We start from the raw sequence: 13,349 nt of genomic DNA, 5'->3' as shown, positions 1-13,349 counted from the left end.
TCAGTACCAGTTTCTGTAGAAGGGAGAGTTGGCGATGCCGAGCAGGTCAGCGTCGCCTGATGAGTCGCCGTAGGCATAAATATAAAAATCATCCAGATTGCTCAGGCAGCCTTTCAGGCGCGTGACTTTCTCTCGCTCTACACAATTGGTACCGGCGATCCCGCCGGTGAGTTTGTTTTTTGCCGTGGCCAGGCGCGTGCCGCACACATAGTCAAACCCCGCGGCCTGGCCCCAAGGGATCAGGTAGTTTTCCGGCGAGTTGCTGACCAGCGCGGTGATATGCCCCATGGACTGATGCCATTGCAGTCGCCGCAACGCCTCGGGCCTGAGCCAGAGCGGCAGCTGTTCGCTGATGAAGTATTTGGCGTGCTCGCGTTCTTGCTCCACCGACAGCCCGCCCAGGTAACAGGCAATGAAGGCCAGGCGCGCTTGCATCAGTGGGGTGATGCCCAGGATCACGCTGAGCATCTTGGGCAGCAGGGGAATGATCCGCAGCCAGAACGAACGGGTGCCGACGATGTAGCGCATGTAGCGCCAGAAGGTGTGCCGGTCGGTCAACGTGCCGTCGAAGTCAAAAACGGCCAGTACCGGTTGGGTGCTGTTAATGTGCATGTGCCTCTTCCTTGAGCTGGATGATCTCGATGGTCTTGGGCAGCTTGAAGCCCGACAGGTCACGCGAAAGCAGGGTGCCCAGCGCGTTCTGGGTCAGCTCGCCGGTCCCTTCGACGCACAGGTGCAGCACGTTGACTTCCTTGTGATCCGGGACGATATAGGCCCTGGCGCGCACCACGTCGGGGTGCTTGAGGGCGATGGATTCGATTTCCACCAGGTCGACCATCTGCGCCTTGATCTTCGAGATGCGCAGGCGTTGGCAAAAGAAAAATACATGCCCATCGTCGTCGCGCCAGACCAGGTCACCGCTGTGGAACCAGCCGTCGCGGAAGAATCGGGCATTGGTGTCCTCGGCATCGTTGTAGCCGCCGATCACCATCGCGCCGCGGATCAGTAACTCGCCGATGCGCCCGGGTGCCACGTCCTGGCCCTCGGCATCGACGATGCGCAGTTCCACGCCGCTGATCGGCTGGCCCATGGCGCCGCGGTGGACCGGGCCAATCGAACTCTGCACGAGCACCGGCATGCTTTCGGTCAAGCCGTAGCCCTGGAGTACCGGATTGCAGCCCAGCAGCGTGCCCAGCTTTTCGGCTTCATCGGCCGGCAGGTGGCTGCCGCCCGAGTAGAGCATCAGTTGCGGGTGCAACGGCAACCGCGGGCCTTTGCGTTTTGCCAGCCGCGTATTGAAGTAGCGAATGACATCGGGCACCAGGCAAGCAAAGGTGACCTGGTGCTCGGACAGGACTTCTGCCAGGTCCCGGTTGAGCAGGGTGTTGGTCATGAGCAGGGTGGCGCCCACGCTCAAGGGAAACACCATCATCACCGACAGGCCGAAGATGGCATACAGCGGCAGTGTCACCAGATGCACGGAGCCGACGCCTTGCAGGTGAAAATGCTCGTGCAGCCCATCGCTCGATTGCGTCAGGTCGAGGTAGCGGTGAGAAACCGCCAGGGGCCTGCCGATGCCTCGATAAGTGAACTGCACCGAGACGATCGGATTGCCTTCGGGCAGCAACAAGGGTTCGAGCTGTCGAGGCAAGTGAGAGGCGGCCGTTGCACTGGCGGGCAGGGGCGATGAAGGTTCGCTCCCGTCGTCCAGCACCAGGGCGTGTCTGACGCCGTTGTTGGGCTGGAATATCTCGTTGTGTTGCACCCATAGCACTGGGGTCGTGACCACCAGGGTCGGCCTGGCGAGGCTGACCACACTGTTCATTTCAAAAGAGGTCAACTTGTAGTTGAGGATGACCGGAATGGCACCCCGCCCGATAATCGCCAGGTAATAAGCGATGAAGGCCACCCCGTTGGGCAGCACCAGCGCGACTTTATCACCTGGCAATACACCGAGTGCCGTCAGGGCGCCATTGCAGGCTTCGGCCTTGATGCGCAGCTCGCGATAAGTAACGGTGTCTTCTTCCGTGTCCAAGTGTCGGATAGCCACTTGCTCGGGAAAGGATTCCGAAAAACCGACAAAACGATGCAGAAAACCTTCTTTATATGAAAGGCTTTTCATTTACCAACCTCTTTCAATCCTTGGATATAGGGCGTGTCAAAAAAGTACTACAGAGGCAGGCTTTATGAATGGTCTCAATTAAGCATCTGTGTAGTTGTTGTTCCGATACCAGTCCAGGGTATCGGTCAGGGTTTCAGCGACAGGGCGGAATTGGCATTGCAACTCCCTTGAACTTTTGTTGTGGCTGAAATGCGTGCGGTCTTGTTCTTGCGCCATGAGCTTGACCGTAGACGTACTGATCAGTACCGGCTTCTTGGTAATTCGGTAATAGCCTTCATAGATCAGCGCGATCAGTCGCAGCATGAACAAAGGCACTTTTCGTTCCGGGGCTTTTACGCCACTGACGCTGGCCAGCGCCTGGAAGATGCTCTTCATGTCCATGTGATTGCCGGCGGCGAGGTAACGCTCTCCGGACCTGCCGCGGGTGATGGCCGCGATTTGATGTTCGGCCACATCCCGGGCATCGACGACGGAAAAGCTGCCGGGAAGTACGCCGGGCAGTTTTTGTCCGACAAAGTCCAGCAGAAACTGCCCTGAGGACGTCGGGCCGATATCCCCCGGGCCGAACATCCACCCTGGCAAGACCATGGCAATGAACATGTCCGGGTGCTGCGCCAGGAATTGCTGGACTTTCTGTTCGGACAATATTTTGCTCAAGTAATAATCATCAGCCTCCTGTTCACTGCGAGACATGGTTTCATCGATCACTTGATCTTTATTGCCCTTCAACACCGCAATGGACGAGGTGTGCACGGCACGACGGATGCCGGCGTCATAAGCAGCTTGCAGCAAGCGCTCGGTGCCGGTCACATTCGTGTCATAGAGTTTTTGCCAGTGTTTCCCGCCTTTGTAACTGTCGCGGAAATAAGCCGCCGTATGGAACAAGGCATCGCACCCTTGCAGTGCATGACTGAAGGCGTCGACATTGAGCATGTCGCCTTCGACCCATTCGACGGGCAGGCCGCTGAACTGTTTCTTGGCTTTCTCTGCGGAACGAACCAGGGCTTTTACTTTGATGTTTCGTTTTAACAGCGCACGAACGACATTATTCCCGAGCAGGCCAGTAGAGCCTGTAACGAAGGCATATTCCATTAAAATCCCGCTCCTGTGAGGTGACCTGTCATTGCATTGAGATCGGTGTCACTGACTCGATGCTCTGATCAGGCGTTGGGCTCCACCAACGGCGCAAGTAAAAACCATTCGGTATCTGAAAATCAAGCGGTATTTCGCAAAGCTAGCGAATCGATGGCTCTGAGCCGGCCGTTACGTGGATTTTTTCATCCGATAGCGTGGCGTGGAGATGCGGAAAATGCGGCCTTGAGGAAGGTCAAAGAGGGGGCCAACCCGCCCGCGAGCAACGAGCCTCGATGGTTTGGATTCACCTGTTCCCGGTGTGAAAAACGTGACTGCATAGTCCATCTTGCATCACGGCAGGCTGTCCCGGTTACATGGCACATACATGGCACTTCTTGAAAGTTAAAATGTAAATGATTGAATGAGGCGCGTATAAGATATGATGGCGAACACGGGTTCACTACAGTGAGTAATCGCTTCGTCGCATTCAGATACAGGTGCATATTTTGACTGGCCAAAGGAGCCGAGGGCGTGATTAAAAAGAGACTAGGTCGAGAAGAGAGCCAGCAAATAACAAGAGACAAATTATTCGACACCGCTACTGAGCTGATGATCAGCAAAGGCTTTCATGCCGCCAGCGTCAACGTCATTGCCGAGGAGGCCGGCTTCTCCAAAGGCGCCTTCTTTTCCAATTTTTCCAGTAAATCGGACTTGCTCCTGCAACTGACTCAACGCTTCAAGCGCGTTGAAATCGATCGATTGAGTACGACCCTGACGTCGGGGTATTCGTCGGAGCAGTTGAGCCATGGCTTGAACGCCTATATCGACACCCTGAAGAACAATACCCGCTGTGCGATCCTCGACGCCGAGTTGCAATTGATTGCCCTGCGTGATGAAGCGTTCTCGCAGCATTACTATGACCTGCATGAGGAAAACAGCGAGGCCTTGGGCAAGTTGATTACTGTCATATTCAACCATGCTGGCAAGAAACCACCGCTGGAACATGCCGCGCTTGCGAAGACCTTCACGGCCTTGGCCGAAGGCTTGATATTGCAAGGGCATAAAGATCCAGCGACTGAAATAAAGCTGGTGCTCAATTCGCTCATCCAGACCGCAGAGTCTTTGTAGTCCGCCGCCATTATTCCCGACAGGCCAGCGATTGGCGTCCAGCATCTGGTTCGCTAATGCCGCTGCCTGGATCAACAGCTCATGAAATGATGTTGACGGTGCGACCGTCATCGCGAGCAAGCTCGCTCCCACATTTTTTGGGGCGCCTGCGAGAGGCTCATCCACCGCCACTCCCCTGTGGGAGCGAGCTTGCTCGCGATGGCGATGGCGATGGTTCAGCTAGAGCAATGCTTTGGCCCTCACGGACAGATTCGCGCAAGACCCCGACAGTCCCAGCAAGCCTGCGAAAGCCCGGCATCCGCCGATGCGAGACAGTGAAGCCGTCGATAACGACAGCGCCCATGGGCGCCGGGCCGGCGAATGTCTCGTCTGCCCGCTCACGCAGGAGAGCGATCATGACCGATATCCAACCCACTATTCCCCACGAAGTCGAAGGCAAGGTTGCGCTGGTCACCGGCGCTGCCAGTGGCATCGGCAGGGCTGTCGCATTGCTGTTGCATGCCCGCGGCGCCAAGGTGGTGGCTGAAGACATCAACCCCGCCGTCCATGAGCTGGCCCGTCCGGGGCTGGTGCCGCTGGAGGCCGACATCACCGCGGATGGCGCCGCCGAGCGCGCCGTGGGCCTGGCCGTCGAGCAGTTCGGCCGGCTGGACATCCTGGTCAACAACGCCGGGATCATCATCAACAAGTTAGTGATCGACATGACGCGCCAGGACTGGGAACGCATCCAGGCGGTCAACGCCACCGCCGCCTTTCTGCACTCACGCGAAGCGGTCAAGGCGATGATGCCCAACCAATCGGGGGCCATCGTCAACATTGCCTCCTACGCGTCCTATTTTGCCTTCCCGACCATTGCCGCCTACACCGCCTCCAAGGGGGCCCTGGCGCAACTGACGCGCACCTTGGCGCTGGAAGTCATCGAGCAGGGTATTCGTGTCAATGCCATCGGGGTTGGCGATGTGGTCACCAACATCCTCAATGACGTGGTCGAGGACGGTCCGGCGTTCCTCGCCCGGCACGGTGAAGCTGCGCCCATCGGTCGGGCTGCACAGCCGCAGGAAATTGCCGAGGTGGTGGCGTTCCTGGCCTCGGACCGTGCGAGTTTTGTGGTCGGTGCGGTGGTCATGGCGGACGGCGGCATGACTGTTACCGCTGGTTAGTCGGGCATCGTGCTGCGCACGCGCATGACTTGAAGCGAACGCGGTCACCTTGTGGGAGCGGGCTTGCTCGCGAAAGCGGTGGGTCAGTTGGTGAAGATGTTGGATGTAACGCCGTCTTCGCGAGCAAGCCCGCTCCCACAGTGGTTTCGAGGCGTTCCAGGGATCGGAATCCACCGCCGACCTTTGTGGGAGCGAGCCTGCTCGCGATAACGGTGTATCAGACCCGAACAACTACCTGCGCAACTGCGCCGGACTGATGCCAAGGCGTTGCTTGAACAGCGTGGTCATGTGCGCCTGGGAGTTGAAGCCACAGGTGTGTGCGATGTCGGTCAGCCGGGCGGTTGAGTCACGCATCAGCGCCCGTGCCTTGGCGAGGCGCCGGTCGATCAGGTAGCTGTGCGGGCTTTTGCCAGTCGCCTGCTTGAACGCCCGCATGAAATAACCCTCGGACAAGCCAAGCAGCCCCGCCATGGCCTGGACCCCCACCGGGCTGTCGAGACTGGCGTCGATGAAGTCGTCGAGCAGGCGCATCCGGCTGTCCGTGATGGAGCCTTGAGGGCGTGGTGAAAACGCTTTGTGACCGATCACGCGTTCAGCCAACCCGAGCGCCCAGGCTTCCCAATCGTCCTCTGCGGTGGCACGCAACAGCGCGCTGCGCATTCTCAATGCGAGGGTGATGGCCTGCGGGTCAATGCGATTGTTGAATGCATGCGTCCCCGGTAACGCCATACCGTCGGTACGCACGACTCGCAGGTATTCACCGCCAGCGGGAGATTCGGAAAACACGTCGCATCCGACGGGAACGAATGCCAGGCCGTTGGGCAACGCGTCAAACGGCCGGACCCGGTCGCTGCCGATGGCGTGCAGGCCACGCTGGCTGTCGAAAGCAAAGCCGATGGCTGACTGGGCCGCGACATAGCGAGTGGCGTAGGCGCAGCCGGGCAGCAATTCGATCGCCCAGGGACCGGCCTCGATACGACGGACCGGTTCAGGTGGGGGCGGCGGTTGGCGGTTTCGCGAGCTCATGGACTGCATAGTAGTGAAGAGCGGGCCCGAAAGTCAGGTCAGTTTTCTGAAAGCCCGTCGATGGCGCGCTGATTAGACTGGGCAAAAACCTGGAGGCCCACCATGCACACACTGACCCGCGACGACATTGAACAGGCTGCCCGCCATCTCTATCAATTCATGCCCGCCACTGCCCAATACGCCTGGCCGTTGTTGGCTGAACGGTTGGGTTGCACCGTGTGGGTCAAGCATGAAAACCACACCCCGACCGGGGCCTTCAAGGCGCGCGGTGGCCTGACCTTCGTGCATTGGCTCAAGCGCGAACACCCGGAGGCAAAAGGCATCGTCACGGCGACGCGCGGCAATCACGGCCAGAGCCTGGCGCTGGCGGCCACTGCCTTGGGTTTGAAAGCGCTGATTGTCGTGCCGCAAGGTAACTCGGTGGAGAAGAACAACGCCATGCGTGGCTTTGGCGGCGAGGTGGTCGAGTATGGCCGCGATTTCGATGAGGCCCGCGAAGAGGCCTTACGCTTGGCCCACGCCCAGGGACTCTACCTGGTGCCGCCGTTTCATCCCGAATTGGTCAAGGGTGTGGCGACCTACGGGCTTGAGCTGTTCCAGGCGGTGCCGGACCTGGATACGGTCTACGTGCCGATAGGCTGCGGATCGGGGATTTGCGCAGTCATCGCCGCCCGCGATGCCTTGGGCCTGAAAACCCGCGTGGTGGGCGTCGTGTCCACCGAGGCCGACGCGGCGAAGTCGTCCTTTGAAACGGGAAGACTTTGCGAAACCCCTTCGGCCAATACCTTTGCCGACGGACTGGCCGTGCGCAAACCCATTCCCGAGGCCTTGGCCATCTACGGTGCCGCTGCGGCGCGGATCGTAGCGGTCAGCGACGCTGAAATTGCCGAGGCCATGCGGGTGTATTACACCGACACCCACAACCTCGCCGAAGGCGCGGGCGCCGCGGCCTTGGCGGCGCTCATGCAGGAGCGTGAAGCGATGCAGGGGAAAAAGGTGGCGGTGATTCTGACCGGGGGGAATATCGACCGGCCAGTGTATGCGAGGTTGATCGGTTGAGCCGGCGCGGTGGGCACTTCAGGACTCAGCTTAGATCGATTATTTCTTACGGTTATTGATATAGCTTTGGAGGGTATACCCATGACCGAAGAATCGAAGCGGTCGCCTGGGAAATGTGGCTTCAAGGAGATGTTACCCAACCAACAGTCTGTTGCGGCATTGTTGCACCCTGGACACTGGCTGCTTTGTGGCGATGAGCTTATGCGTTAAAAGAATTTCTAGTGGGGATTATAAGAGCGTTATGTTCTATGAAATCCATTCAGGAATGCCTTCATGAAGTTCTTCCGTTCTCTGCTCCTCAGCACATTGTTCGCCGCACCGTTGTCCCAGGCCAGCGAGCCGTTGGTCCTGCATGTCGGCGACCAGAACTATTACAACGTGCGGGCCTCGATGGAGGCTTCGGGTGTGCTTGAGGGCGCTCCCTACCGCGTCGACTGGAAACATTTCCAGGCCGCCGCGCCCCTGGCCGAGGCACTGAATACCGGCGACCTGGACCTGGGTTTCCTCGGCGATTCGGGGTTCCTGTTCCTGGCTGCCAAACAGGCTCCGGTGAAACTGATCGGTGTTTCGCGGCAGAACCCGGACACCATCGCGCTGCTGGTGCCCAAGGACTCACCGGTCAAGACCATCGCCGACCTCAAGGGCAAGAAGGTCGCCTATTGGCCAGGCGCCTGGAGCCAGCAACTGACCCTGCGTGCCCTGGAACAGGCCGGCCTGCCGGAGCACCATGTGGACTTCATCAAGCTGATGCCTATCGACGCGGCGGCGGCCTTGCCCCAGGGCAGCATTGATGCTTTTCCGGTGTGGGAACCCTACATCTCGCAGCAGATCCTGTTCTCCGGCGCCCGGCCGATCCTGACGGCGAAAAACCTCATGCCCGGCCTCAGCGCCATTGCCGCTTCGACACCGGCCATCGACAACAAGCGCGAAGCCATTGCCGACTTCCTCGGGCGGGTGAAGCAGGCACGTGCCTGGGTCGACACCCACACCGACGCATACGCGGACCTGTGGGCGAAAAAGGCCAACCTCGACCAGAACGTCTCGCGCCATTGGTTGCGCCAGGCTCACATGAGCATCGGCCCGGTGGACCGACAGGCCGCCGCCGACCTGCAAAGCACGGCGGATTTCCTGTTCAAGGTCAAGGCGCTGCCGGCCCCGCTGACCACCGCCGGGATTATCGACACGTCCTTCAACCAGGCCTTGGGCGAATAACTCGCGCGAACACGTTTCCTGACTCACCCGCAGGCCCCGTGGGAGCGGACTTGCTCGCGAAGGCTTTCGGTCAGTCGGTATCATCATTGACTGACAGTCCGCTATCGCGAGCAAGCTCAGCTCCCACAGGGGGTTCGTGGTGAACCCCGGATTTGTGCAACCCCATTACCCTGTGGGAGCCGAGCTTGCTCGCGATGGCGTTGGCACCTTCAACGTGAATGCAAGCCTACCCACCGCTATCGCGAGCAAGCTCAGCTCCCACAGGGGGTTCGTGGTGAACCCCGGATTTGTGCAAGCCCATTACCCTGTGGGAGCCGAGCTTGCTCGCGATGGCGTTGGCACCTTCAACATGAATGCAAGCCTACCCACCGCTATCGCGAGCAAGCTCAGCTCCCACAATGTATGTGTGGTGAATGAGGCTCTGGGTCAGTGTCCCAGAGCCCTTTTGCCGCTCAGTAGCGGATCATCACCGATTTCAGTTCGGTGTAGTCATCGATGAATGCACTGCCAAATTCACGGCCCATCCCGGAAGATTTGCTGCCGCCAAATGGCACGGCCGGGTCGAGCAGGGTGTGCATGTTCACCCATACGGTGCCGGCTTCGATGGCGGGAACCATGCGCAGGGCCTTGCCCAGGTCATTGGTCCAGAGGCTGGCGCTGAGGCCGTAGGGCGTGTCGTTCATCAGTTCCAGCAGTTCTTCCTCAGTGTCGTAAGGAAAAAAAGTGGCGATCGGGCCGAAGGTCTCTTCGTTGAGCAGGCTGTCGTCGCGGCGGTTGGCGAGGATGATGGTCGGCTCGACGTAGCAACCCGGCCCATCGATCAGCTTGCCGCCGTGGACGATGGTGTTGTTCTGCGCGCGGGCCTTGGCGAAGAACTCCCCGAGTTTGTGCTGGTGCTGGCGGTTGGTCACCGGGCCGAATTCGGTGCGTTCGTCCAGGGGCGAGCCAATGGTGAGCTTACTCAAGCGCTGGGCCAGTTTGTCCATGATCGACTCGATCTGCGAGCGATGGACGAAGAACCGTTCCGCCGCCGCGCAGATTTGTCCCGAATGCAGGAAGCCCGCCTCGATGATGCCGTTGACCGCCACCTCGGGATCGATATCGCGCAGGAACCCCGCGGCATTCTTCCCGCCCAGTTCCAAGGTCGCACGGGTCAGCCCGGCGCCCATGGCCGCCTGGCCCACCGCCAGGCCGGTGGGCACGGAACCGGTGAATGACACCTTATTGGTCCCAGGATGCTCGATCAGTCCTTTGCCCACCTGGCCGCCACCGGTCAATACGTTCAGGGCACCGGCCGGCAGGCCGGCTTCCATGGCCAGTTCAGCGATGCGCAGGATGGTCAGCGGGGTGAACTCGCTGGGCTTGATGATGATGCTGCAGCCGGTGACCAGGGCCGAGGCCAGTTTCCAGATGGCGATCATGGTGGAAAAATTCCACGGTACGATACCGACCACCACCCCGACCGGTTCACGCAAGGTGAACGCGGTGTAGCGTTCCCCAGCGAAGGACGGCAACGAGGGGGTGATCGTCTCGCCACCGATCTTGGTCGCCCAGCCGGCGTAGTAACGCAGGAAGTGCGCGGCCTGGTCGACTTCGAAGGCCCGGGAGATGTGGATGATCTTCCCCGACTGGCAGGTTTCGATCTGCGCCAGTTCTTCGCGGTTGCGCTCCAACAGGTCCGCCAACTTGAGCAGCACATGGCCGCGAACCGCTGGCGCGGTTTGCGACCATTGCTTGAAACCGCGACGGGACGAATCCACCGCCGCATCGATGTCGCCGGGGGCGGCGTCGCTGACCTGGGCGATGACTTGGCCGGTGGCGGGGTTGACGACGTCCAACGTCTGGCGGCTCTGGCTTTCGACGTAGCCACCGTCGATGAACAGGGCGTGATGTCTAGCGAGGAAGGCTTCGACCTGAGGCAGCAGGGCAATATCGCTCATGAGGGTTTCCTGATCGCGAACAAGGGAAAGCCCGAGGGTAATCCCGGCGCCACCGCCCGGCTTGACTGTGCCTGCCGCGCGGTATGTCTGTGGCTGCCAGCCCGAGCGATTGGCAGCCAGGAGCAAGGTCCTGTGCAGCCAGGGACAAGCCAGCCTGGCCGGTTTGCGATCAGATTCGGTTTTGACTTGATGGGCAAAGGGGCGGGCGATGTTTCTCCAGACCAACAAACAGAAATTGGCGTTGATTGCCCAGGTGCAGCGTGTGCTGGCCGGTGAAAGGCAGGCCACGCCGATGCTCGATGCGTATCCGCCACTGCGGACGGTCCTTGAACAGTATGCGGGGCAAATGGCGAGCGTCGCCGCGCGGTTGCACCAGGCCGAGGCACAAGTGCAAGCGCAAACCTTGCGCCGGCAGCAAAGCGAGCATGAGTTGCACCTGGCTCGCCAGCAACTGGAGCAAGCCCGCGAGCGTGAGCAGGTGCTTGAACATCGTTTGGGCGAATACAACCAGCAGCTACAGCAACATCGCCAGGACGCGCAGATCTGGGAACTGCTGCAGTCGACCCTGACGGAAGGCTGCTGGGACATTACCGTGGTCGACGGCGATCTCCAGCACCCGGCCAGTGGCATGCGTTTTTCCAGTCAGTTCCGTGCGCTGCTGGGGTACGGTCCTGGCGACCTGCCCGATGGCTGGGATGCCCAGGTCGGCATCACCCACCCGGATGACCTGCCGAAGATCATGGCCATTTTCGACCGCGAGATTCTCGGTTCCCAGGGCAGCGGCGAATACGTCTTCGAATACCGCATGCGCCACAAGAGCCGGGACTACATCTGGTGCCGCGAACGCGGTCGGGCGGTACGTGACCCCCATGGGCAACTGGTGCGGGTCATCGGTGCGGTGCGTGATATCAGCGATGAGCGCTCGGCCCAGTCCACCCACCAGCGCATGCTGGAACAGAACCAGGTGACCTACGCCCAGATTGCCACGGTGGTGGGGGTGATCAAGGGCATTGCCGACCAGACCAATCTGCTCGCCTTGAACGCCGCGATCGAAGCGGCCAGGGCCGGAGATGTCGGGCGCGGTTTCTCGGTGGTGGCCGATGAGGTGCGCAAGCTGGCGCAAAGCACCCGGCAGGCAACCCATCAGATCCAGACCATGTTGCAGTAGGAGCTGACGAGTGCAACGAGGCTGCGATCTTTCCCCAGACACTTGAATCTCAAGCGAAAGATCAAAAGATCGCATCTTCGGCAGCTCCTAAGGTCGGTCGTCTAGAACGGAACCGCCACCACCAACTGGCTGTAGACGTTGGTGCCGTTGCCGCCCACCTGATTGCCCCCGTTGTCCGCATCCTTCTCAGGCGTGTACAAACCCACCAGCGGCGTGACGATCAGATGTTCATTCACCGCCCATTCCACGTACAGGTCCAGCTCCCGGGCATCGAGGTTCGGCGCTTGGCGGCTGTGCAGGGTCTGGTAGTCGAAGAACAGCGCGCCAAGGGTCACGTTTTCCGCCGGCTTGAGCTTGAGGCCGACGTGCTGGATGGCGGTGTTGCTGTTGAAGGGCCCGGCGTAGTTGCCCGCCACTTCACCCTGGAACCAGGTGCCGTAGCCACGGTTCTGGCCGTTGAACATCGAGTCCCAATCCTTGGAATAGCGGCTGTAGCGATAGGTCAGGTCCGGCGTCCAGGGCAGGTCGGCGAAGGTGTAGCCGGCTTCGGCGTACCAGGCCTTCTCCGGGCCCGCGTCCTTGTCCTGCCAGGCATACTCGAAAGAGAAATGAGCATTTTCGATGCCGGCATTGCCGGCGCCACGCAGGCTGTAGATGTCCATGCCGTCGCGTTGCTTCTGGAAATCGCTGGCGTAGCGGTCGTCGACATCGAGGCCATGGATATAGGTCAGTCCCAGGGTGCCTGGTGCGGCGGTGTATTCCAGGGTGCCGGCGGCCATTTCAGTGTTGGCCTGGGCGCGGTTGTCGGACTTGATCCACATCAGGCTGCCATGCACGCCGTCCTTGCCGCCCAGGCGCACGACGGCGGTTTCGTCGAAGGCATGCCGGGCCGCCAGGTAATAGGCGCCGCCACGGTTGAGTTCGCCATCGGCCACGCCTTTGCCCAGGTTCAGGCCATCGTCATTGATGATGAAACCGTCGCCGAGGGTAATCACTTGGCGGCCGTAGGACAGATCGACACCGTCCTTGCCCAATGCCGGGAACAAGTCCCCCGAGCGCCAGCCGGCAAAGGCTTCGTCGAACTTGGTGGTGCGTTCGGAACCGTCGCTCAGGCCGGCCGCATCGCCATCGCCCCAAGTGCCGGAGCTGACCAGATTGGCCGTCCCGTAGACACTGCCCAGGCTGCCAAGTGTCTGGTCGATACTCAGGCCATACTTGATGAAACCTTCGCGCCAGCTCGAACCACCGGTGGTGCCGTCATAGTTCTTGCGGCTGTTGAACAGCCCGTAGACCGCCAGGAAGTTACCGGTGACGGTAGTGTCTTCGTCGGCGTAAAGCTCATAGGCCTGGGCCGATGAGTCGGCGACCAGCAGGGCGATGCCCAAACCGATGGCGTTGCGCAGCAAAGGTGTACGGCGTGTGTGCTCCATGGTGGATTCCCCAGTGTGATAGGACAGCAG

Annotated in this window: 10 protein-coding genes and 2 pseudogenes; 6 read left to right on the top strand and 6 right to left on the bottom strand. The window is 60.3% G+C overall.

The window, feature by feature from the left end; translation table 11 throughout:
• The 3 genes from M1D99_RS18135 to M1D99_RS18125 all read right to left on the bottom strand — a co-directional run bounded on the left by M1D99_RS18135 (position 1) and on the right by M1D99_RS18125 (position 3,214).
• Positions 1-612, bottom strand: coding sequence for an HAD-IB family hydrolase (locus tag M1D99_RS18135; RefSeq protein WP_434570855.1), 612 nt, complete (start codon positions 610-612; stop codon positions 1-3).
• Positions 602-2,122: a class I adenylate-forming enzyme family protein gene (locus tag M1D99_RS18130; protein WP_434570853.1), complete on the bottom strand. Its 1,521-nt coding sequence runs from the start codon at positions 2,120-2,122 to the stop codon at positions 602-604. The genes M1D99_RS18135 and M1D99_RS18130 overlap by 11 nt, the downstream gene beginning before the upstream one ends.
• A 78-nt stretch (positions 2,123-2,200) precedes the next feature.
• Positions 2,201-3,214 carry an SDR family oxidoreductase gene (locus M1D99_RS18125; protein WP_458130548.1) on the bottom strand — a complete coding sequence of 338 codons (1,014 nt, stop codon included), beginning with the start codon at positions 3,212-3,214 and terminating at the stop codon, positions 2,201-2,203.
• A gap of 513 nt (positions 3,215-3,727) precedes the next feature.
• Between M1D99_RS18125 and M1D99_RS18120 the strand changes: the two genes are divergently transcribed.
• Positions 3,728-4,324: a TetR family transcriptional regulator gene (locus M1D99_RS18120; RefSeq protein ID WP_186707381.1), complete on the top strand. Its 597-nt coding sequence runs from the start codon at positions 3,728-3,730 to the stop codon at positions 4,322-4,324.
• A gap of 395 nt (positions 4,325-4,719) precedes the next feature.
• Positions 4,720-5,484 (top strand): SDR family NAD(P)-dependent oxidoreductase, encoded by a 765-nt coding sequence (locus M1D99_RS18115; protein ID WP_458130547.1) that lies wholly within the window; start codon positions 4,720-4,722, stop codon positions 5,482-5,484.
• A 231-nt stretch (positions 5,485-5,715) separates the two neighbouring features.
• On the opposite strand, the gene M1D99_RS18110 is transcribed toward M1D99_RS18115, so the two are convergent.
• The gene (locus M1D99_RS18110; protein WP_458130546.1) at positions 5,716-6,519 is read right to left on the bottom strand and encodes a helix-turn-helix transcriptional regulator; all 804 of its coding nucleotides are present in this window, start codon (positions 6,517-6,519) and stop codon (positions 5,716-5,718) included.
• 93 nt (positions 6,520-6,612) lie between these two features.
• On the opposite strand from M1D99_RS18110, the gene M1D99_RS18105 reads away from it, so the two are divergent.
• Both M1D99_RS18105 and M1D99_RS18100 read left to right on the top strand, forming a co-directional pair.
• Positions 6,613-7,569 carry a threonine dehydratase gene (locus tag M1D99_RS18105; RefSeq protein ID WP_434570847.1) on the top strand — a complete coding sequence of 319 codons (957 nt, stop codon included), beginning with the start codon at positions 6,613-6,615 and terminating at the stop codon, positions 7,567-7,569.
• A gap of 273 nt (positions 7,570-7,842) precedes the next feature.
• The gene (locus M1D99_RS18100; RefSeq protein ID WP_434570846.1) at positions 7,843-8,781 is read left to right on the top strand and encodes an ABC transporter substrate-binding protein; all 939 of its coding nucleotides are present in this window, start codon (positions 7,843-7,845) and stop codon (positions 8,779-8,781) included.
• Positions 8,782-9,233: 452 nt separating this feature from the next.
• On the opposite strand, the gene M1D99_RS18095 is transcribed toward M1D99_RS18100, so the two are convergent.
• A complete protein-coding gene (locus tag M1D99_RS18095) occupies positions 9,234-10,721 on the bottom strand; it encodes an aldehyde dehydrogenase family protein (protein WP_434570844.1) in 1,488 nt (495 codons plus the stop codon).
• A 208-nt stretch (positions 10,722-10,929) separates the two neighbouring features.
• On the opposite strand from M1D99_RS18095, the pseudogene M1D99_RS18090 reads away from it, so the two are divergent.
• Together M1D99_RS18090 and M1D99_RS18085 are read left to right on the top strand one after the other, a co-directional pair.
• Positions 10,930-11,592: pseudogene (locus M1D99_RS18090) on the top strand (PAS domain-containing protein); the annotation flags it as partial.
• A gap of 105 nt (positions 11,593-11,697) precedes the next feature.
• Positions 11,698-11,886 (top strand): annotated as a pseudogene (locus M1D99_RS18085) (methyl-accepting chemotaxis protein); the annotation flags it as partial.
• 104 nt (positions 11,887-11,990) lie between these two features.
• Here the strand turns inward: M1D99_RS18085 and M1D99_RS18080 are convergent.
• Positions 11,991-13,319, bottom strand: coding sequence for an alginate export family protein (locus M1D99_RS18080; protein WP_434570842.1), 1,329 nt, complete (start codon positions 13,317-13,319; stop codon positions 11,991-11,993).
• Positions 13,320-13,349: the final 30 nt, after the last annotated feature.

This window comes from Pseudomonas sp. R3-41, from assembly GCF_054161485.1.
The sequence above is the reverse complement of the archived record's forward strand: the minus strand, read 5'-3'. Positions and strand labels throughout refer to the sequence as shown.